This is a genomic window from Marinobacter algicola DG893, assembly GCF_000170835.1.
Classification (GTDB): Bacteria; Pseudomonadota; Gammaproteobacteria; order Pseudomonadales; family Oleiphilaceae; genus Marinobacter; species Marinobacter algicola.
In genome coordinates this window covers 1-20012 of record NZ_ABCP01000011.1, presented here as the reverse complement: position 1 = coordinate 20012, position 20012 = coordinate 1, and the positions used below count along the sequence as shown (strand labels likewise).

General features: G+C 57.9%; 19 protein-coding genes. 9 read left to right on the top strand and 10 right to left on the bottom strand.

Translation table 11 applies throughout. The annotated features are described in order from the left end of the window. Positions 1-28: 28 nt before the first annotated feature. Entirely contained in the window at positions 29-2047 is a 2019-nt protein-coding gene (gene rep / locus MDG893_RS09555; protein ID WP_040474481.1) for a DNA helicase Rep, read from the bottom strand. A 143-nt stretch (positions 2048-2190) separates the two neighbouring features. Between rep and MDG893_RS09550 the strand changes: the two genes are divergently transcribed. The 4 genes from MDG893_RS09550 (at position 2191) to rmf (ending at position 8301) form a co-directional block, all read left to right on the top strand. Beyond that, positions 2191-3927, top strand: a complete 1737-nt coding sequence (locus MDG893_RS09550) for a putative bifunctional diguanylate cyclase/phosphodiesterase (RefSeq protein WP_007153564.1) — start codon at positions 2191-2193, stop codon at positions 3925-3927. 47 nt (positions 3928-3974) lie between these two features. Further along, positions 3975-6305, top strand: coding sequence for a Tex family protein (locus MDG893_RS09545; RefSeq protein WP_007153563.1), 2331 nt, complete (start codon positions 3975-3977; stop codon positions 6303-6305). Between the two features lie 68 nt (positions 6306-6373). Then, complete coding sequence (gene gshA / locus MDG893_RS09540; protein ID WP_007153562.1) at positions 6374-7927, top strand: glutamate--cysteine ligase; 1554 nt, start codon at positions 6374-6376, stop codon at positions 7925-7927. A 161-nt stretch (positions 7928-8088) separates the two neighbouring features. After that, positions 8089-8301, top strand: coding sequence for a ribosome modulation factor (rmf, locus tag MDG893_RS09535; protein WP_007153561.1), 213 nt, complete (start codon positions 8089-8091; stop codon positions 8299-8301). A 29-nt stretch (positions 8302-8330) separates the two neighbouring features. Here rmf and MDG893_RS09530 read toward each other — a convergent pair whose 3' ends face one another. Beyond that, positions 8331-8783 carry a flagellar basal body-associated FliL family protein gene (locus MDG893_RS09530; protein ID WP_007153560.1) on the bottom strand — a complete coding sequence of 151 codons (453 nt, stop codon included), beginning with the start codon at positions 8781-8783 and terminating at the stop codon, positions 8331-8333. Between the two features lie 161 nt (positions 8784-8944). Between MDG893_RS09530 and MDG893_RS09525 the strand changes: the two genes are divergently transcribed. Together MDG893_RS09525 and MDG893_RS09520 are read left to right on the top strand one after the other, a co-directional pair. Continuing rightward, a complete protein-coding gene (locus tag MDG893_RS09525) occupies positions 8945-9451 on the top strand; it encodes a disulfide bond formation protein B (RefSeq protein ID WP_007153559.1) in 507 nt (168 codons plus the stop codon). A gap of 89 nt (positions 9452-9540) precedes the next feature. Next, entirely contained in the window at positions 9541-10023 is a 483-nt protein-coding gene (locus tag MDG893_RS09520; RefSeq protein WP_007153558.1) for an Rsd/AlgQ family anti-sigma factor, read from the top strand. Positions 10024-10093: 70 nt separating this feature from the next. On the opposite strand, the gene bamJ is transcribed toward MDG893_RS09520, so the two are convergent. The 3 genes from bamJ to MDG893_RS09505 form a co-directional block, all read right to left on the bottom strand. Beyond that, on the bottom strand, positions 10094-10804 hold the full coding sequence (gene bamJ / locus MDG893_RS09515; RefSeq protein ID WP_007153557.1) for a BamJ family beta-barrel-assembly machinery protein: 711 nt from the start codon (positions 10802-10804) through the stop codon (positions 10094-10096). Positions 10805-10909: 105 nt separating this feature from the next. Beyond that, on the bottom strand, positions 10910-11296 hold the full coding sequence (locus MDG893_RS09510; protein ID WP_007153556.1) for a hypothetical protein: 387 nt from the start codon (positions 11294-11296) through the stop codon (positions 10910-10912). Next, positions 11290-11820 (bottom strand): TIGR02444 family protein, encoded by a 531-nt coding sequence (locus tag MDG893_RS09505; protein WP_007153555.1) that lies wholly within the window; start codon positions 11818-11820, stop codon positions 11290-11292. The genes MDG893_RS09510 and MDG893_RS09505 overlap by 7 nt, the downstream gene beginning before the upstream one ends. Positions 11821-11868: 48 nt before the next feature. Here MDG893_RS09505 and MDG893_RS09500 point away from each other — a divergent pair, with 48 nt between their 5' ends. After that, positions 11869-13824 (top strand): ATP-binding cassette domain-containing protein, encoded by a 1956-nt coding sequence (locus MDG893_RS09500; RefSeq protein ID WP_050776489.1) that lies wholly within the window; start codon positions 11869-11871, stop codon positions 13822-13824. Here MDG893_RS09500 and ppx read toward each other — a convergent pair. Continuing rightward, on the bottom strand, positions 13821-15332 hold the full coding sequence (gene ppx, locus MDG893_RS09495; RefSeq protein WP_007153553.1) for an exopolyphosphatase: 1512 nt from the start codon (positions 15330-15332) through the stop codon (positions 13821-13823). The genes MDG893_RS09500 and ppx overlap by 4 nt on opposite strands. Positions 15333-15705: 373 nt before the next feature. On the opposite strand from ppx, the gene trxA reads away from it, so the two are divergent. Further along, positions 15706-16032 carry a thioredoxin TrxA gene (gene trxA, locus MDG893_RS09490; RefSeq protein ID WP_007153552.1) on the top strand — a complete coding sequence of 109 codons (327 nt, stop codon included), beginning with the start codon at positions 15706-15708 and terminating at the stop codon, positions 16030-16032. Positions 16033-16249: 217 nt separating this feature from the next. On the opposite strand, the gene MDG893_RS09485 is transcribed toward trxA, so the two are convergent. The 4 genes from MDG893_RS09485 to moaB are packed head-to-tail and all read right to left on the bottom strand — an operon-like array spanning position 16250 to position 18754. Beyond that, positions 16250-16696, bottom strand: coding sequence for a molybdenum cofactor biosynthesis protein MoaE (locus MDG893_RS09485; protein WP_007153551.1), 447 nt, complete (start codon positions 16694-16696; stop codon positions 16250-16252). Between the two features lies 1 nt (position 16697). Further along, positions 16698-16967: a molybdopterin converting factor subunit 1 gene (gene moaD, locus MDG893_RS09480; RefSeq protein ID WP_007153550.1), complete on the bottom strand. Its 270-nt coding sequence runs from the start codon at positions 16965-16967 to the stop codon at positions 16698-16700. Continuing rightward, a complete protein-coding gene (locus MDG893_RS09475) occupies positions 16964-18178 on the bottom strand; it encodes a molybdopterin molybdotransferase MoeA (protein ID WP_007153549.1) in 1215 nt (404 codons plus the stop codon). The genes moaD and MDG893_RS09475 overlap by 4 nt, the downstream gene beginning before the upstream one ends. 3 nt (positions 18179-18181) lie before the next feature. Continuing rightward, entirely contained in the window at positions 18182-18754 is a 573-nt protein-coding gene (gene moaB, locus MDG893_RS09470) for a molybdenum cofactor biosynthesis protein B (RefSeq protein ID WP_007153548.1), read from the bottom strand. Positions 18755-19123: 369 nt separating this feature from the next. On the opposite strand from moaB, the gene rho reads away from it, so the two are divergent. Beyond that, positions 19124-20012, top strand: an 889-nt coding sequence (gene rho, locus MDG893_RS09465) for a transcription termination factor Rho (RefSeq protein ID WP_040474480.1), incomplete at its 3' end; no start/stop codon positions are given.

Genomic DNA, 20012 nt, shown 5'->3' with positions numbered 1-20012 from the left:
TTGCAGGGATTGTGAAAAAACGTGAAATTCAGCTCCCCAAGTCACCAAGTAACGCGCTGAGGGTGGCCTTGCCTTTTTGCTGGTTGGCTTCCACGTCCAGGTCGCCGGTTCCTTCCCATCTCAGGTCGTCCTCCGGCAGCTCATCGAGAAACCGGCTTGGAATCGTTTCCAACTTTTCGCCGTACTGTTTTCGCTGGGCGGCAAACGTAAGGGTCAAGGTTTCCCGGGCTCGGGTGATGCCCACGTACATCAGTCGCCGTTCCTCCTCGACGTTTCCTTCTTCGATGCTCGAACGGTGGGGCAGTATTTCCTCTTCCAGGCCCATGATGAAAACGTGGGGGAACTCCAGGCCTTTTGAGGCGTGGAGGGTCAGTAGCTGGACCTTGTCGCTGTCGTCCTCTTCTTCACGCTGCTCCATCATGTCGCGCAGGATTAGCCGGCTGATGGCGTCCTCAATGCCCATTTCGTCGGCCGTACCCTTGCCGTCGTCCAGCATGCGCTGGATGGATTCCACCAGGTACCAGATGTTCTCCATCCGCCGTTCCGCCTGTTTTGGCGAGCCGGAATGTAGGTGCAGCCATTCCTCGTACTCGATATCAGTGAACAACTGCTTGATCACCGGAATCGGATCCTCGCGGTGCAGGCGCTCGCAGGTATTGTCCACCCAGTGTGCAAAGCGCCGCAGACGGTCCAGCCCCTTTTCGGTGACGTGAGTTTCGGCGCCCATATCGCCCAGGGCGCGAAACAGGCTGACGTTGCGGGAGCGGGCGTAGTGGCTGAGCTGTTCAAGTGTGCGAGGGCCGATCTCCCGGCGAGGCACGTTCACGACGCGCAGGAACGCCGCGTCGTCATCCGGGTTCACCAGCAGACGCAAGTAGGACATGGCGTCCTTGATTTCGTTCTTGGAGAAAAACGACTGGCCACCGGAGATGTGATAGGGAATCTGGTAAGCCTGAAGTTTCATTTCCAGCAGCCGTGCCTGGTGATTGCCCCGATAGAGAACGGCGAAGTCCCGGAAGGCCAGGCCCTTCTTGAGTTTCTGGTCGAGAATTTCCGTAGCCACCCGTTCGGCTTCCGCGTCTTCGCTGCGGCAGCGGACGATGCGCAGTTCATCCCCGACCGTATGATCGCTCCACAGGGCTTTCTCGAATACGTGGGGATTGTTGGCGATGACCGTGTTGGCGCAACGCAGGATGCGAACCGTGGAGCGGTAGTTCTGCTCCAGTTTAACGATCTTGAGGCTGGGAAAGTCTTCTTTGAGCTGAGCAAGGTTTTCAGGCCGCGCGCCTCGCCAGGCGTAGATCGACTGGTCGTCATCACCAACGACGGTAAAAGCGGCCCGTTCCGCCACCAACAGCTTGACCAGTTCGTACTGGCAGAGGTTGGTGTCCTGGTATTCGTCCACCAGCATGTAGCGGATTTTTCGTCGCCATTTCTGCAATACCTCGGGATTGTCGCGGAACAGCTGGACCGGCAGCAGGATCAGGTCATCGAAATCCACCGCGTTATAGGCTTTCAGGTATTCGTTGTAGTGGCGGTAAATGATGGCAATACGCTGCTCCCGCTCATCAGCGGCCCGGCTCCAGGCGTCCTGGGGGCTGCGCATGGCGTTCTTCCAGGACGAGATGGTCATCTGCACGTCAGACAGTTCATCGCCAGCATCTGCGCTGGCCTCACGCATCATCAGGTCCTGAAGCAGGGCCTTGGCGTCCTCCGCATCGAAGATGGAAAAGCCGGGGTGATAGCCCAGGTGCTCATGCTCCTCGCGGATCATGTTCAGCCCGAGGTTGTGGAAGGTGGAAACAATCAAACCCCGAGTCAGTTTGCGGTCCACCAGGCGTCCGACGCGCTCTTTCATTTCACGCGCGGCTTTGTTGGTGAAGGTCACAGCGGCGATATGACGCCCCGGAATGCCGAGGTGTTCGATCAGATAAGCCACTTTGCGGGTGATCACGCTGGTCTTACCGCTGCCGGCACCGGCCAGTACCAGCATGGGGCCCTCCGCGTAGCGGACGGCTTCACTCTGTCGGGGGTTGAGCTTGTTCACAATAATTGCGCCAATCCGGGAAATTCCGAGACAACCTGGGAAGCATACATTCTACACCAGGCAGACATGCTGTACCTTGACGATCTATCAGCTATTCTTGAGGGAACGGAGATGTTTGATCACGAGGAACGGGACGCTTCTTGATGACCCTGGCAGTAAAACAACCCAATCCCAGCCATGTACGGTTGCTGGTGCTGACACCGGAGTATGCGGATTTTCTCTGGCTGGGCGCGCTCCTGTCACGTGATCGTGAAATGGAACCGGACCTGACCTGGTGCCCGGATCTTATCGACTGTGATGATCTGATTCGCAATACCCACTTTGACGTTATCCTCTGGGATTGCGTGTTTCATGGTGGTTCCGAGGACGCTTTTCTGCAGTATCTGTCCGTGTCCAGCAGCGAGAAACCGGTACTGGCACTGAGTGCCGAGTTGGCTTCCGAGCGCGCTGTTGATCTGCTCGCCAACGGCGCTTCGGACTATTTGAGCCGCCAGTCATTGGAGGAGTGGGGGCTGCGCCGCGCGGTACGCTGCCTTTGGTACCGGCAGCAGCTTTCGGAGTCCGCTCACGGCCAGTTGGGTCGGGAAGTGGCCAGTGGTTTTATCAACCGTGATCTGTTCTTTGATCGCCTGCAACAGGCATTGCTGAGAGCTGAGCGTGGCGGCCAGCGGCTGGCACTGTTGCATATTAATCTGGATGATTTCCGCAGCTTCAATGAATCCTTCGGTTACCAGAAGAGTGATCAGATTATGCTGAAGCTGGCGGAGCGGCTGCGACAGAATCTGCGACGAGTGGATTCGCTGATGCGTATTGGCGGCGACGAGTTTGCGATCATTGTTGAAAAAGTGGAAGACTCGCTGGATATTACTCAGATCATCCGCAAGCTCGTGACTGCGATGGGTGAGCCATTCAGCCTTGACGGTCAGAACGTCGTCGTCAGCGCCAGCCTCGGCGTGGCCACCTATCCGGAAGCGGGGCACAGCCCGGAAAATCTCCTGCGACGAGCCAATCGCGCCATGTTTGAGGCCAAGCGCGACCCCGGTACCAGTTACCGGTTTTACGATCGTCAGTTGCACATAACGGCCGGATACCAGCTCCGCCTGGAGGCGGATCTCCGTAACGCACTGCGGGGCAATGAGCTGGAAGTGTATTATCAACCGCGTATTGACCTCGCGTCCGAGGAAGTTCGGGGCGTGGAATGCCTGCTGCGATGGAACCACCCGGAAAGGGGGCTGGTGGGCCCGGATGAATTCATCCCGGTCGCTGAGCGCAGCGGGTTGATCGTTCCCATTGGTTACTGGGTGATTGAGCAGGCCTGCAAGCGCCTGCAGGAGTGTGCAGACCTGGGGCACCCGGGGCTGGTGTTTGCGGTGAACCTGTCGTTCCGGCAGTTCCATGATCGCAAGATGACCGAAACCATCTTTCGCATCATCTTCAATGCCAATGTCGACACCAGCCTGTTGGAACTGGAGCTTACCGAGAGCGCCATGATGCATGACCCGGAATACGCCCAGCGATGTTTGCGGGAGCTTAACCAGTTGGGCATCAGTTTTGCCCTGGATGACTTCGGAACCGGTTTTTCCTCCCTCAGCAACCTGCAGCACCTTCCTATTGCTCTCGTGAAGATCGACAAGTCCTTTGTTCAGGATCTGGGCCAGTCAGCCGACGCCGAGCATATTATTCGTGCCATTATCAGCCTGGCTCACAGCCTGCAGATCAGCGTGGTGGCGGAAGGGGTGGAGACGGAAGGACAACTGGAGTTCCTGCGCCAGCAACACTGTGACGAAATCCAGGGTTATTACTACGCCCGCCCAATGCCCTGGAACGATCTTGTGCAATTCCTGGACAACCGTAGCCGCACTGCTTGCCTGCAGCAATAAGCCGCTGTACCTTTGCGCTTTGACTCGTAAGCATCAGATGAGGTTGCATGAACAGTATCATCAGGCGCATTGCTGACGAACTGGGTGTTCGTGAACAGCAGGTGAATGCCACCGTTGAAATGCTGGACGGTGGCGCCACCGTTCCCTTTATTGCCCGTTACCGCAAGGAAGTTACCGGTTCGCTGGATGACAGCCAGTTACGGTCCCTGGAAGATCGCCTGCGTTATCTGCGGGAGCTGGAAGACCGTCGCTCTACGATCCTCAACAGTATTGAGGAGCAGGGCAAGCTGACCGATGAATTACGTGCCAGCATCGATTCGGCGGACACCAAGAACCGCCTGGAAGACCTCTACCTGCCGTATAAGCCCAAGCGCCGGACCAAGGCGCAGATTGCCCGTGAAGCCGGTCTGGAGCCCCTGGCCGATGCCCTGTATGACGACCCCACGCTGGAGCCAGAGAGCACAGCGGAAGGCTATATCAATGATGAGGCCGGTGTTACCGACACCAAGGCCGCGCTTGATGGAGCCCGCTACATTCTGATGGAACGCTTTGCCGAGGATGCGGAACTCCTGGGTGAGCTGCGTGACTTTATCTGGCAGCAGGGGCAGCTCAAGGTCACCGTGGTGGACGGCAAGGAAAATGAAGGTGCCAAGTTCCGCGACTACTTCGACCATGTCGAGCCATTGAAAAAGGTGCCATCCCATCGTGCGCTTGCCATCCTCCGGGGTCGCAATGAAGGCGTGCTCACCTATTCCATTGTGGTTGGCGATGCGGAAGACGACCGTCGCCAGCCCCATCCGGCGGAACAACGTATTGCCGCGCGCTGGCGTATCCGTGACAACGGCCGTGCGGCCGATCGCTGGTTGTCGGAGGCGGTGCGCTGGACCTGGCGGGTAAAACTGTCCACCCAGATTGAAACCGACCTTATGGCCCAGGTGCGGGAAGCGGCAGAAACCGAGGCCATCAATGTGTTTGCCGCCAACCTCAAGGATCTGCTGTTACTGGCGCCGGCGGGCCCCCGCGCCACACTGGGGCTGGACCCCGGCCTGCGCACCGGTGTGAAGGTAGCCATTATCGATGGCACCGGCCAGGTGGTGGGTCATGGTGGTATTTTCCCGCACGCGCCCCGCAACCAGTGGGATCAGTCGATCGAACAATTGGCGAACTGGTGTCGGCAGTACCGCATTGAGCTGGTGGCCATTGGTAACGGTACTGCCTCCCGTGAAACCGAAAAGCTGGTCGCGGACCTGAGCAAGCGTTACCCGGAGCTGAAGCTGGCGCGGATTGTGGTCAGTGAATCGGGCGCCTCGATCTATTCCGCCTCTGAATTCGCCTCCCGCGAACTGCCGGACCTGGATGTGACCATTCGTGGAGCGGTCTCCATCGCCCGCCGGCTTCAGGATCCATTGGCGGAAATGGTGAAGATCGAACCCAAGTCCATCGGCGTGGGGCAGTATCAGCACGATGTGTCTCAAGTGCAGCTGGCCCGCAGCCTGGACGCCGTGGTAGAGGACTGTGTTAACGGTGTTGGCGTGGATCTCAACACCGCATCCATCCCCCTGCTGGCACGGGTGTCTGGCCTGAACCAGAGCATTGCCCAGAACATCGTCGATTTTCGTAATCAGAATGGTGTGTTCCGTGATCGCAGGCAGTTGCTTAAAGTGTCCCGCCTAGGTGATCGTACCTTTGAGCAGTCGGCCGGTTTCCTTCGCATTGCAGGGGGCGACAATCCGCTGGATCGCTCGTCGGTGCACCCGGAAGCTTATGGCGTGGTTGAAGCCATTGCCCGCCAGAATAACCGTAAGATTGAAGGTATTGTCGGAGACGCCGATTTCCTGCGTTCGTTGAACCCGCAGGACTACGTCACCGAACAGTTTGGTCTGCCGACCATAAAGGATATTATTACGGAATTGGAGAAGCCGGGGCGTGACCCCAGGCCGGAGTTCCGCTTTGCCAGCTTTGAGGAAGGGGTGGAAACCCTCAATGACCTGAAGCCGGGCATGGTGCTGGAAGGGTCGGTCACCAACGTGACCAACTTCGGCGCGTTCGTGGACATCGGCGTGCATCAGGATGGCCTTGTGCACATCTCTGCGTTGTCGAACACCTTCGTGAAAGATCCGAGGGAAGTGGTCAAGGCAGGGGATATCGTCAAGGTGAAAGTGATGGACGTGGATATCCCGAGAAAGCGGATTGCGCTTTCCATGCGTATGGATGACCAGCCCGGGGAGAAATCCGATAACCGCGCCGGCTCCAGCAGTAAAGGTGGCAAGCCTTCCGCAAGAAATGACCGCCACAAGGGCGCAGACAGCGGGCAAAAGGGTGCCATGGCCGGAGCGCTGGCACAGGCTCTGGCGTCGGCCCGCAAAGACGGCCGTTAACCCGCGCCGCTACACACTATCGTAATGGCCGCCGGTGTTCCCGGCGGCCATTCAAGCAGGAGTCATTCATGGGTGAATCCCGCCATCAGCTTTTTCAGCAGTTCACGGCCAACCAATGGGCCGGATTCCGAAAAGGCGTTGAGAAAGAAGGCCTGCGGGTCGATCGCAACGGCTTTATCGCACAGACTCCGCACCCCCGCTCGCTGGGTTCCACACTGACCCATCCGCGTATAACCACGGATTACTCTGAAGCTCTGTTGGAGCTGATTACTCCGGTGTTCGATACCACGCGAGGTATGCTTGATTCGCTCCGTGACATTCACCGCTTCGTTCAATGCAATCTTGAGGATGAGGTGTTCTGGGCCGCCAGTATGCCGTGTGAGCTGGACGGCGACGCGAGCATTCCCATTGCCGAGTATGGCACCGCCAATATCGGTCGCCTGAAGCACGTGTATCGCCAGGGGCTGGCTGTGCGGTACGGCCGCATGATGCAAAGCATTGCCGGCGCCCACTACAACCTGTCGCTGCCTGACAGTTTCTGGAGGCTTTGGCAGGATGCCCTGGGCAACCAGCAAAGCCTGCAGGACTTCAAGTCGGACCAGTATTTCTGGCTGATCCGCAATTTCCGTCGCCGTAGCTGGATGCTGATGCTGCTGTTCGGAGCATCTCCAGCGTTGGATGCCAGCTTTGTGGCGGGTGTACGTCATGACTTGAGCCGGTTCGGCGATGATACCTGGTATGGCCGCGAGGCCACATCGCTGCGCATGGGCGACCTGGGCTACCACAACAACGCTCAGGCATCGCTGAATATCTGCTTCAATGAACTAAAGACCTACACCGACACCCTGTTCAGGGCGATTCACACGCCGTGGCCAGCCTACGAAGAAATGGGAACCCGGCGCGACGGCGAATTCATCCAGATCAACACCAGCGTGCTGCAGATTGAGAACGAGTATTACAGCGCCGTGCGGCCAAAGCGCACCACCGAACGTGGCGAAAAGCCGATACAGGCCCTGGAGTCACGAGGCGTGGAATACATTGAAGTGCGCTGTCTGGACCTGGATCCGTTCTCTCCGGTGGGCGTCAACGAAAGCCAGATCGATTTTCTTGACCTGTTCCTGCTGGATTGTCTGCTGTCAGACAGCCCCCGCATTGACGATGACGAATGCGACCGCCTGGATGACAACTACCAGGATGTGGTGGCTCGGGGCCGGAATCCGGACCTGACGATCTGTCGCTCCGGTGAACGGGGTCGGGTCGGTGATGCTGCCGTTGCCCTGATGGATCGTCTCGCCCCCCTTGCGGAACAGCTGGACAGCTTGAACGGAGATTCCACCTATCGGCGAGCGCTGGATGATCAGCGTGCCAAACTCGACGATCCGCGTGAGTTACCTTCAGCGAAGGTACTTGAAGCCATGGAGGCTTCCGGCATGGGGCACCGGGAATGGGGGCTGGAAATGTCCAGGCAGCACCAGCAAACGCTGCGAGGGGAAGGGCTGTCGCCGGATGTGATGGCGGCGTTTGAAAAGATGACCGTTGATTCGCTTTCCGAGCAGGATGAAATGGAGCAAGCCGAAAACCAGCCATTTGGAGAATTCCTGGAGCAATACCTGCAATCCTGAACCGGGAGTGCCTCTCCCGGTCTCCCGGTCGGGCGTCACACTCTCCCCGGACCTGTCGCACATAAACGTAATTAACGTTTGTCACCTTCGGTTCGCGCTGTTAATTTCTGTAAGCAGAGTGACAGCATCTGATGGTGGCTACAGGTAAAGGGAGAACCGGTATGGCCAGAGACATCAAATTAGGATGGGATGTTGAGTCCCTGAACAAAGCCTATCGCCAGGGTTATATGGCCGCCTCTATGGGCATGGAGCGCAGCCGCTGTCCCTATCGCGGAGAAGTTGTTGTTGCCGCCTGGGAAGCCGGATGGGAAGACGCTGAACAGGTTGCCAGCGAGGCGCGGCCGGCCGACGACCTGTTCTCCCGCATCGCCTGATACCTGCGCCTGCTCACCCGGCCGTGGTATTACTTCTGAACAACGAACTCCGTAAACAGCACACCGGTAATAGTCTCACCGGTCTGCTGCTCTTCAAGTGCAGCATTTATTCTCTTTGTGGCCTCTTCTCGCAGTGACTGCTGCCCCTCGGTCGAGGACAGCTGTTCTGTGTCCGTCTGCTCCCCGAACAGCATCACCAGCTCATGACGGAGCCTGGGCATGTGTGCCTCTACTGCCGGACGAGTGGTTTCCTTCGACGCCCGGATGGTAACCGCGGCCTTGAGGTAGGTCAGTTTGGTGCCTGGGTCCCCCACGTGGGTGACAAAGGGCGGATCCATTTCGATGTAGTCCGTGATGGCCGGTTCCTTTTCCTGTTCTTCCTGCGGCTCATCTCCCCCTTCGTCCTCTTGGGCAAAGGCGGTTGGGGCCAGGGGGAGGGCAAAAAACAGGGCCAGCAAAACGTACTTTGGCTTAAGTGTCATAGGCTTGAAGTTCGTATTGGTTTAAGGTTAAGTGGCTGGGCGCTCGCAGCCGCCACCTGATGCTGGGAGAATAGCAGGCTCGATGCGCGGTTGCAGCATCCGATGCTTTGCCGCCCAAGGCGGGAGACAGACTGACCTGAACGTTGACCCGAGGTACCCCTTTGAACTCCAGAGCCGTTTTCTTTCTGATATTCCTGCTATGCGCCGGGCTGCTTGGTGTGGCCTTTTACATGGAGCATGTTATGGGGTTGGAGCCCTGTCCTCTTTGTTGGCTGCAGCGATTCGGTTTTATGGCTGCTGGCACTGTCAGCCTCCTGGCAGCGCTCCACGGCCCTCATGGGTTTGGTGCAAGGATTTACGGGGTGTTGTTGTCCGTCAGCGCGGGTGCGGGTCTGGCGATGGCGGGTCGACAACTGTGGCTTCAAAGCCTGCCGGCGGATCAGGTGCCGGCCTGCGGGCCATCGGTGGATTACATGCTGGATGTGTTGCCCTGGATGGAGGTGTTGACCACGGCGCTGAAAGGCACGGGCGATTGCGCCGAAGTGACTTGGCGTTTCCTGGGGCTCAGTATTCCTGGCTGGACGGCCATCTTTTTCTCGTTACTGGTGATTGTCGGCCTGGTGATGCTTTTCCGGCCCCCAAGAAAGCCGGAGTGGATACAGGGATGAAACGGTTGCGACGGACCGCTGGCATGGGGTAACTTGAGTTTCGATATAACAGTAATCAAACCAGAACCCGGTAACCGGAGATAGGCGTCATGTTGGATAATTGCCGTAATGCCAGGGAGCGTTGGGGTGGCGTCAGCGAACTGATTGATCGCTGGCTGAAAGAAAGGCAAGAGCTGCTGGTACACTATTGCGATCTGTCCGGTACGACAGACTATTCCCAGACGGATGCGCTGCGCACGAAGTTTATCAAGCTGTGTGAGGTGCTGGTGGATTACGTTTCGGCAGGGCACTTCGAGATTTACGAGCAATTGGTTCAGGAAGCTCGTGAATTCAACGACGGTGGACTGGAGCTGGCGGCAAAACTGTACCCGAAAATTGAGCAGACCACGGAAACGGCACTGAATTTCAATGATCGTCTTAACGGTCAGTCGTTGACGGAGAGCGAAGTTCGCGACTTGTTCCAGCAGCTGTCAGAACTTGGTGAAACTCTGGAAAGCCGTTTTGAAATGGAAGATTTCCTGATTGAGCATCTACATAATGCCCACGCTGACAAGGTGATGTCGTCGGCTTGAGGTGAAGGTTGGAAATCTCCCCCCGATTCCAACAGGAAGCAGGGGGAGTAGCCGTTGCCAAGCGGCGTGTTTATTCCGGGTTTATTTCCAGAAGTTCCACGTCAAAGACCAGGGTCTCGTTGGGCCCGATCCGTTGGTTTCCTCCAGGCCCGTAAGCCAGTTCCGCAGGAATGTAGAGTTTCGCCCTGCTGCCTTCAGGCATCAGTTGCAGCCCTTCTGTCCAGCCAGGTATGACCTGGTTCAGGCCGAAGGTGACCGGCTCGCCACGCTCGCGTGAGCTGTCGAATACTTCGCCTGAGATCAATTCGCCGGTGTAGTGCACCTGTACGCGGTCTTCGGCCGTTGGCTTTTCACCATCGCCTTCTTCCAGGATTTCATATTGCAGCCCGGATTCCGTGGTTTTGACACCGTCGCGTTTGGCGTTCTCCGCGAGGAACTGTTCCCCGGCTTCCTGATTTTTCTTCGCCAGTTCTTCTGCCTGGGCTGACTCCTGCTCCTGGAGCTGGGTCTGGTAAGCCATCAGGGCTTCCTGGATTTCCTCACGGCTCATTCGCGTCTGTTCTTCATCGCCGGCGTGGCCGTGCTGAATGCCTTGAAGGAATTGCTCCATTTTAAGGTTCGGCAAGTCGTTGCTCATTCTCTGGCCCATAACCAGGCCCATGCCGTAGCTGACTTTTTCATCTGTGGATTCCAGCGCCGGATCTTCCGGAACCGCTTCCTGGGAAGAAGAACAGCCTGCCATGACACCGGCCACAGTCAGTGCGATCAGGGTTTTTCTCATTACATCGTCCTTAGTTAAGCATGCATTGAATGATCGGGAACGCACAGAAGGTAACGGGTTCTGTCGCCAGATGCCACTGAACATGTGTTAAGGAAGGGCGTAATCTCAACTGCCGTTATTGGCAGTGCTGGGGCCGAGCGAAAAAGGCGCACGGTAGGGCGATTGCCAATCGGTTTCCGAGTCGGGCACGGGCGGGCGTACGCTCTTGCTGTCAGATCGCTCGATCGCCAATGCGTTCCAGGGGCCTTGCGCAGGCGGCTTGTCAGCGTAGTGCCAGCTGCCATCGCTATCCTTCCATTTGAAGACGATGTCGGGCCCCTCCGTCGGGACCGGTGAGGGAACCAGGCCCTCAAACGCGGGAATTTCCGCGTTGGTTTCGGCCTTTGCGGGTTTGCTGGTGGTTTCCGCGGGGTCATTCAGTCCGAAAAACATCAGTGCCACCAGGACGCCGAGAGCGGGGAACGCCAGCCGGACTAGCCATTTCATCAACATGGCTTGTTATCTCCTTCAACGAGTGTCGACAGTTCTCTGGTCAAAATGTCCAGCAAGCTGCCGGTCTCGTTATCCATTGTCTTCTCTGGTGCTGCGGCGAGCAAGTTGCTAAGGGCCAGATTGGCCGTTGCTACCTCACCGCTGCCTGTATGTTTGTCTGAAATCAGGGCCTGATAGGCCAAAGCCAGTTCTACTCGCTCCGCTTCAAGTTCGCTACGGGCAATGTACTCTCTTACCATAGCAGTGCGGGGATTATTTTTCGTAATGGCTTTCTTCACTGATCGGAGCGGCTCCGTGACGTCGCGCCGCCATGCGGTTACCTGTGCGCTTTCGGTGCCAGGCAATACCTTGCCTGAAGTGGCCAGCCACGCCGCGCAGAGAAGCCGGGTAACACTCCAGCCACGATCCTGCAGGCCAAGGCACGCCTCCCGTGCCGCAGAGGATTCCCAGAAACGACAGGCAAACCGCCACAATGGGTTTTCCGGGTCTGCATCCTCAGGTATCTTGCTACCGCTACACGCCATAGGGGCCAGGCCGGTTCCTTATCAAACGTTCCTTGATACCATTACGTTATGCTTACGATAACCGATCTTAGTTTACAACGAGGTGGCGTCTGGTTGCTAGAAGCCGTCAACCTGACCATCCAACCCGGCCAACGGGTCGCGATAGTGGGTGCCAATGGTGCTGGCAAGTCCAGTTTGTTCCAGTTATTGCTGGGTCAGCTGGCGCCGGAGCAGGGCAGTGCGTCTCTGCCCGGTGGGTGCCGAATCGCCCACATGGCCCAGGAAGTGGCTGCCTCGTCCCGCTCAGCCCGGGATTTTGTGCTGGATGGCGACTATGATTTGCGACGCATGGAGTCAGAGTTAGCTGACGCAGAAGAACGGGGTGACGATCACCGTATTGCCCGTATCCATGGCGAACTCGACATCCATGAAGCCTGGTCTGCGCCGCGCCGCGCGGAGGCGTTGCTGAGAGGTTTGGGGTTTTCGGATGCCGACGCCGATCGGCCGGTGTCTTCGTTTTCAGGCGGCTGGCGAATACGCCTCAATCTGGCCCAGGCGTTGATGCGCCCGTCTGATCTGCTGTTGTTGGATGAGCCTACCAACCACCTGGACCTGGACGCTTGTCTTTGGCTTGAGAACTGGCTGCGGCGGTACGAGGGCACCCTGTTGTTTATTTCCCACGACCGGGACTTTATGGATCGTGTGGCGACCCACCTGGTTCACTTTGATCAGCGGCGGCTGGATCTGTATACGGGTAATTACTCATCATTTGAGACCCAGCGCAGTGAACGTATTGCCCAGCAGCAGGCCGGGTATGAGCGCCAGCAGGCAAGAATCGCCGAGATTCAGCGATTCATCGATCGTTTTAAAGCAAAAGCCACCAAGGCCCGCCAGGCACAAAGTCGGGTCAAAGCGCTGGAGCGTATGGAGAAAATTGCTCCAGCCCACGTGGATTCCCCGTTCAGTTTCGAGTTTCCGGTGGCTGACAAGGTGTCCAATCCGCTGATGTCGATTCGTAATGGCGCGGCCGGTTATGGCGATACCGTTGTGCTCGAAGGCATTAACCTGTCGCTGTTGCCGGGCAGTCGTATTGGCCTTTTGGGGCCCAATGGCGCGGGCAAATCCACGTTGATGGATGCGCTAAGGGGGCAAAGCACCCTGTTACGGGGTGAACGGACCACGGGAGAGCACGTGGCGATCGGTTATTTTGCCCAGCATCAGTTGGAGTCGCTGGACCTGGATGCAAGCCCGTTCCTGCACCTGCAGCGGCTTGCACCGAAAGCCTCCGAGCAAAGTATCCGTAATTTTTTGGGTGGCTTTGACTTCCACGGCGACGAGGCCCTGAGCGCTATCCGCTCATTCTCCGGTGGCGAAAAGGCCCGCGTGGCGTTGGCGGTGATTGCCTGGCAAAAGCCCAACCTGTTGCTGCTGGACGAGCCCACCAACCACCTTGACCTGGAAATGCGTCAGGCCCTGACCATGGCGCTACAAAACTTTGAAGGGGCAATTGTGGTGGTCTCACACGATCGTCACCTGCTGCGTAACACGGTCGATGATTTCTGGTTGGTGAATGAGGGCCGGGTCACAGAATACGAAGGCGACCTGGAAGACTACGAGCGCTGGCTGGCGGACCGTCGCAAGGACGAAACCGAAGCTCCACGCCGGGAAGGTGGCGGGGCCCAGACCACCGGCGATAAGGCGTTGGCCGCGGGTAGTGGTGCTGGCAAGAACGCTGACGATCGCAAGGCGCGAAAGCGGGCGGAAGCCGCCATTCGCCAGAAACTCAGCCCCTACCGTAAGCAACAGGATGCACTGGAGAAAGAGATGGACCAGCTTCAGTCCACGCTGGTGACGCTGGAACAGAGCCTTTCAGAGCCGGAGCTTTATGCCGATCAGGGCAAGCAGAAGCTCAAGGAGCTTTTGGGGCAACAGGCTACCGCAAAGAGTCGTCTGGCAGAGGTAGAAGCCGAATGGCTTGAAATCAGCGAGACGGTCGAGAGCCTTGAAGCAGAACTAACGCCCTAGAATTTCACCTCCAGGGTGAAGTTCTGTTTGGCTAGGTAATCGCGCTCGTTTTCAAGATCGGCGAGGGTCAGCGGGCGTTCATCCAGCCATCCCGCAGTGAATTCCAGGGACAGACCGTTGTTGGACGGATGCAGGCGGAATTCGGGTGGCTGTTCATGATTCCGCGGATGCTGCAACAGCACTGCCAGTCGAACCAGTACGCAGAGGTAGCGCAGGCGGGGAACGTCTTCGGGGTTCAGCCCGTCAAAAATGGCGGAAGAGAACTTGCGCCGGTGTCCGCGAACCAGTGTTGCCAGATCACGCTGGAATTGCTGGCTGAAGCCGGGAAGGTCGGAATACCGCAACAGGTAGGCGCCGTGCTTGTGGTACTGGCTGTGTGAGATGGTCAGGCCGATTTCATGCAGTCGGCAGGCCCAGCGCAGCACCTCTTCATCAATCGCCGTGTTCAGCCCCCAGGTGTCGGCCACCTGCTTCCAGGCTGCGATAGCCGTATGCTCCACAGCGCTGCCGTGATCCTGGTCTACGTGATAGCGTTCCTGCAGGGCCTGTATCGTTCGCACCCTTACATCTTCGTGCTGAATCCGGCCGGCGATGTCGTACAGCAGGCCTTCCCTCAGGGCGCCGTCGGCGAACGTCATTTCCGTTATCTGCAGTGACTGGAATGCGCCCATCAAAATCGCAAACCCCGCCGGGAAGATACTTTGGCGATCGGCGCGGACGCCCAGATCACCCAGTTTCTCGGCCTTGCCCATATCGACCAGCCGGGTCCTGAGTTCCATCATGGCGTCCAGGGTGATCGTGCCGTCAGTGATCCTGAGGCTGGTCAACACGCTGGCAATCGCTTTGATTGAGCCGGAAGACCCCACTGCGCTTTGCCAGCCCTTACTGCGGAAGTGCTGACGAATGTTGAGCAGTTCCTGTTCGGCGTGCGTAACGGCTTTGTCCATTTGCTTGCGGGTAATCTTGCCGTCCGGAAAGTATCGGTTGCGGAACGACACGCAGCCCATGTGCAGACTTTCCAGTTCCTGGGGCTCGAAGCGCTCCCCAATGATAAACTCGGTACTGCCGCCGCCGATATCAATCACCAGGCGCCGACCACTGTCATCCGACAGGGTGTGTGACACACCGAGGTAAATCAGACGGGCCTCCTCTCGGCCGGCGATGATCTCCACTGGGTACCCCAGCACCTCTTCCGCCCTTGTCATGAATTCATGGGCGTTGCGCGCCACCCGCAACGCGTTGGTGCCTACCACCTGGACCGCCTCCGGCGGCATGCCCTGAAGCCTCTGGGCAAAACGGCTAAGGCAGGCCAGGGCGCGCTCCTGGGCGTCTTCGGTGAGGCGATTATGACTGTCCAGCCCGGCACCGAGTTGGACCTTTTCCCCCATCTTCTCCAGGGTACGGATTTCACCGTGAACCAGGCGGGCGACCACCATGTGAAAACTGTTGGAGCCCATATCGATTGCAGCGAGCAGTTCTGGCGGGGTGGCGGAAGAGTTGGCCGTCACGTGTATTGAATTCCTTCTGCCAGGCCCTAAATAGAGGGAAGGGAGCTTGAAAGAATGCATGCCGGAAACACGGCAGCGTTCATGAAACCATTGTTATCAGGGCGAAAGCGGGCGTTTGACCACCATGCCTGGGGATTACTATAAGCGATATGCGGTGTAACGCAATGGGGCGGTATCCGTCAGGATGAGGGTAATCCGAAGTGCCGGGGTGGAACGAAGCGCTTCACATACGCGTGACCAATCGCGTAAAGTAAGGCTTACAATAATTTAGGAATTCGGTTGCCCCAAGCCTTTTGCGGCAACGGTCAGAACAGTCAACAGCATCACTCAGGCGGCCAGAGTCGCTGGTGGGTGCACGAATCGGGAAATTGAAATGAGCGGAAATATTGTAAACGTTACAGATGCTTCTTTTGAGCAGGATGTACTGCAGTCAGACGTACCGGTACTGGTGGATTACTGGGCAGAATGGTGCGGCCCATGCAAGATGATCGCGCCGGTCCTGGAAGAAATGGCTGAAGAGTACGAAGGCAAGCTGAAAGTCTGCAAACTGAACATCGACGAAAACGAGCAGACCCCGCCCAAATTCAACATTCGCGGCATCCCCACCCTTATGCTGTTCAAGAACGGCAACGTGGACGCGACCAAAGTGGGCGCACTGTCCAAGTCACAACTGGCCGCGTTCCTCGACAGCAATCTCTGATTGCTGTCACCGGCCAAAAACCGCCCCTGAGCCGAGGTTCACGGGCGGTTTTTTTATTGCCAGGCCAGCAGCCAATCAGGCGAGTAATGAAGAACAGGCTTTCCGAAAATGTGCGGAGCCATGGATGGCGGAGCCCAAGCGTACATGGAGGTATTTACAGCGTTTTTCGGAAAGCCTGTTCTTCATTGCTTGCCGTCTTGCTATGCGGCGTTGAGCGCTAGTCCCAGCTCTGAGTCCGATCCAGGTCAGCAGCCTTCTGCTCAACCCAGTGCTCCGTATCGCCCGTAATCTCCTTCTTCCAGAACGGCGCCGACGTCTTCAACGCGTCCATGATGAACTCACAGGCCGCAAACGCATCCCCGCGATGGGCACTACACACTCCCACAAACACAATCTGATCAGCCAATGCCAGCGATCCCACCCGGTGAATAATCCGTGCGTCCCGGACATCCCAGCGCCGTGAGGCTTCAAGAACCAGCCCCTCGATAACCTGCTCCGTCATCCCCGGATAGTGCTCCAGAAAAAGCCCCGTTACACCGCTCAGGTCGCCACTGTCCCGAACCAGACCGGTAAACGTCGCGATGGCCCCGGTGCCGGAACCACTGTTCCGAAGGGCGCGGTACTCTTCAGCAGGATCAAAATCCTGTTGCTGGACGCGGATCACATCAACCTCCCGTCACTGGTGGGAAAAAGGCCACTTCATCGCCCGGCTGTAGCGCTCTGTCAGGCTTGGTCATCACCTGATTGACCGCAATCATCACCGGTTGCTCGCCGTCCAGCTGGGCCCAGCTGCCCCCTTTGGTGGCGAGGCTGCGCAACAGTTGCCCGGCTGTCAGTCCGGGTTGGGCCTCAACCGTCAGCGTGGTTGTATCCAGTTCCTCCCTCAGGCGGGCAAAGAACTTCACCGTAATAGAATTATCCGTAGCCATGGTCATTCCAGAAGCTCCGCAAACGAGTAATAAATAACAGGGTCGCCAAGGTTAATGGTCTTGTTCTCAGGCACCACAGCCAAACCCTCAGCCCAGCAGGCAGAGCTCAGGACGCCGGAGCTCTGGTTGGGATAGGCCGTGATCGTGAGGCCGTCATCGCCAACGTTCTTACGGGCACGGACATACTGTCGACGAATCGAGGGCTTCTCCGTGGAGAATCCGGCCGGGACCCATTCACCACCGCCAGTGCCCCCAGTTCGGCCCTGGCAGGCGCGAACAAACGGCATACCCATCACCATAAAGCTGACCAGCACGGCCACCGGATTGCCGGGCAAGCCCAGCACCGGCGTATCGCCAATCGTACCGAAAGCCATTGGTTTGCCAGGTTTACTGGCAAGTCGCCACAGGGACAGGTCGCCTGATTCCTCCAGCACCGCCCGAACATGGTCTTCCTCGCCCACCGACACGCCGCCGCTGGTGATGATCAGGTCGGCGTCGGTTGCAGCCCGCTCAAGAGTGCTGCGGGTCGCTTCCCGGGTGTCTTTCAGGGATTCACAAAGCACCACCTCGCAACCTGCTTTCGCCAGCAATCCCAGCAGAGTGTAGCGATTGCTATTATAGATCTGTCCGGGGCCCAGAGGTTGTCCGGGGTCCACCAACTCATCGCCGGTAGTGAGAATGGCGACTTTCAGTTTTGCATACACGGCAACGTCTGCCGCACCAATGGAGCCCAGCAGGCCCATTTCCTGGGGGCGGATCCTGGTGCCCGCCGCCAGTGCCAGATCGCCCTGAGCCAGGTCCTGACCACGGCGACGGATATTCTGGCCTTCGCTGACGGGGCCGTTGACGGTGATGCCGTCGCCGCAAACGCTGACCCGTTCCTGCATGATGACCGCGTCCGCGCCGGAGGGGATTTCCGAACCGGTGAAAAGGCGCACCGCCGTTCCAGGCTCAAGGGTAAGGCGTGCTTCACCGGCAGCAGTGCGGCCAGACACCGGCAGTGGTCCCACGCCGGCAAGGTCCCCGGCACGCACGGCGTAACCGTCGACGGCACTGTTATCCGCTGGTGGTACATCCGCCGGAACTGTGTAGTCGCGGGCCAGAACCCGGTCCAGACTGTTTGTCAGTGCCACCGTTTGCGAGCGCGTGATCGGGCGCGCCCGCGCAACCAGATGGTCAATGGCTTCTTCAACGGGAGTCAGGTCGGAGCTTGCCATGGATTATCGCTCCGAGTTCTCGCCAATAACCTGGTCGATCCGGCTGAGAGGCTTGTCCGGCTTGCCGAGTGCCAGGTCTGAGAAGTTACAGGGGCCATGACGGCTGTCCAACTGGCTGACCAGAATGCCGTTCCAGCCTGTGCGGCAGGCACTTGTGGAGCCGGGCAGGCAGAATATCACCGTGTGATTGGCCAGCCCTCCAAAGGCGCGGGACTGGATAGTGGAAGAGCCAATCTCGCTGGCGGAAAGCCTGCGGAACTCTTCGCCGAAGCCATCGATGGCCTTGTCCAACAGCGGGGCGACGGCTTCTGGCGTGCTGTCGCGCTCATGAAAGCCAGTGCCGCCGGTGATGATCACCGCATTGATCTCCGGGTCGGCAATCCAGCCGGACATCAGCGCCCGTATAAGATAGACATCATCCGGCAGGATGCGTCGGGCAACCAGTCGGTGGCCCGCTTCAATGATGCTGTTCTCCAGGAACTTTCCTGATGAGTCTTCCGCTTCACCACGGCTGTCGGAGACCGTCAGCAGGGCGATACTCAGGGGTTTCAGTTCGACGGTGGCGTCGATACTCATGGATGCTCTCCAACGTTTTTATAGGTCTGTCTAACAGTATCTCTATTGGGAATGATGAATGGAAGGGGAGGCGCTCATCATAGGCAGGCGGGAGTATTCGCGGATGCTGCGAAAGAGCCCGTTAAGGAGAATTCGGTTCAAAAATGCGTGACATTACTTGACATTGGTACGCAAGGTGGCTGATGATCGCTGTTGCCCGGCGAACGGTTGTTCTTCCTGTCTCTGGCTTCAGTACCTTTCCGGACTCCATCTACACCGGTTGCTCCATCTGGCCAGCACCAAGTTCAACGTATATCCGATCAATCCGTTTAGGGGCATCCCTTTCATTCCAATATTCGTTTACTTCCATTCCTGACTATCTAACAACCTATGAACCTTACTGAACTCAAGCAGAACTCCATGCCCGAATTGCTCGATATTGCGCAAGAGATGGGCCTCGATAACCTGGCTCGCTCGCGCAAGCAGGATGTCATCTTCACGATCCTGAAGAAGCATGCGAAAAGCGGCGAAGACATTTACGGTGACGGCGTACTGGAAATTCTGCAGGACGGTTTCGGCTTCCTCCGTTCCGCCGACGCCTCATACCTTGCCGGTCCTGACGACATCTACGTGTCGCCAAGCCAGATTCGCCGCTTCAACCTGCGGACTGGTGACACCGTTGCCGGCAAGATCCGCCCGCCCAAAGACGGCGAGCGTTACTTTGCCCTGTTGAAAGTTAACGAGATTAACTTCGACAAGCCGGATAACGCGCGGAACAAGATCCTGTTCGAAAATCTCACGCCGCTGTTCCCCGACGAGCGCCTGATGCTCGAAGCCGGTAACGGCAGCACTGAGGATCTTTCTTCCCGGGTGCTGGACCTGGTAGCGCCCATCGGCAAGGGCCAGCGTGGCCTGATTGTGTCTCCACCCAAAGCCGGTAAGACGCTGCTTATGCAGAGCATTGCCCAGTCCATCACTCGTAACAATCCAGAGTGCCATGTGATGGTGCTGCTGATTGATGAGCGTCCGGAAGAAGTGACCGAGATGCAACGCACGGTGCGTGGTGAAGTCATTGCCTCCACGTTCGATGAGCCCCCGGCCCGCCACGTGCAGGTGGCCGAGATGGTCATCGAGAAGGCGAAGCGCCTGGTCGAGCACAAGAAAGACGTGGTCATCCTGCTGGACTCGATCACCCGTCTGGCCCGTGCCTACAACACGGTGATTCCGTCCTCCGGTAAGGTGTTAACCGGTGGTGTGGACGCCCACGCCCTTGAGAAGC

What these genes read in the sequence shown, in the direction of transcription:
- MDG893_RS09550 (WP_007153564.1), top strand. Translation starts at nt 2,191, where the DNA reads ATGACCCTGGCAGTAAAACAACCCAATCCCAGCCATGTACGGTTGCTG.
- MDG893_RS09545 (WP_007153563.1), top strand. Translation starts at nt 3,975, where the DNA reads ATGAACAGTATCATCAGGCGCATTGCTGACGAACTGGGTGTTCGTGAA.
- gshA (WP_007153562.1), top strand. Translation starts at nt 6,374, where the DNA reads ATGGGTGAATCCCGCCATCAGCTTTTTCAGCAGTTCACGGCCAACCAA.
- rmf (WP_007153561.1), top strand. Translation starts at nt 8,089, where the DNA reads ATGGCCAGAGACATCAAATTAGGATGGGATGTTGAGTCCCTGAACAAA.
- MDG893_RS09530 (WP_007153560.1), bottom strand. Translation starts at nt 8,783, where the DNA reads ATGACACTTAAGCCAAAGTACGTTTTGCTGGCCCTGTTTTTTGCCCTC.
- MDG893_RS09520 (WP_007153558.1), top strand. Translation starts at nt 9,541, where the DNA reads ATGTTGGATAATTGCCGTAATGCCAGGGAGCGTTGGGGTGGCGTCAGC.
- bamJ (WP_007153557.1), bottom strand. Translation starts at nt 10,804, where the DNA reads ATGAGAAAAACCCTGATCGCACTGACTGTGGCCGGTGTCATGGCAGGC.
- MDG893_RS09510 (WP_007153556.1), bottom strand. Translation starts at nt 11,296, where the DNA reads ATGTTGATGAAATGGCTAGTCCGGCTGGCGTTCCCCGCTCTCGGCGTC.
- MDG893_RS09505 (WP_007153555.1), bottom strand. Translation starts at nt 11,820, where the DNA reads ATGGCGTGTAGCGGTAGCAAGATACCTGAGGATGCAGACCCGGAAAAC.
- MDG893_RS09500 (WP_050776489.1), top strand. Translation starts at nt 11,869, where the DNA reads ATGCTTACGATAACCGATCTTAGTTTACAACGAGGTGGCGTCTGGTTG.
- trxA (WP_007153552.1), top strand. Translation starts at nt 15,706, where the DNA reads ATGAGCGGAAATATTGTAAACGTTACAGATGCTTCTTTTGAGCAGGAT.
- moaD (WP_007153550.1), bottom strand. Translation starts at nt 16,967, where the DNA reads ATGACCATGGCTACGGATAATTCTATTACGGTGAAGTTCTTTGCCCGC.
- MDG893_RS09475 (WP_007153549.1), bottom strand. Translation starts at nt 18,178, where the DNA reads ATGGCAAGCTCCGACCTGACTCCCGTTGAAGAAGCCATTGACCATCTG.
- moaB (WP_007153548.1), bottom strand. Translation starts at nt 18,754, where the DNA reads ATGAGTATCGACGCCACCGTCGAACTGAAACCCCTGAGTATCGCCCTG.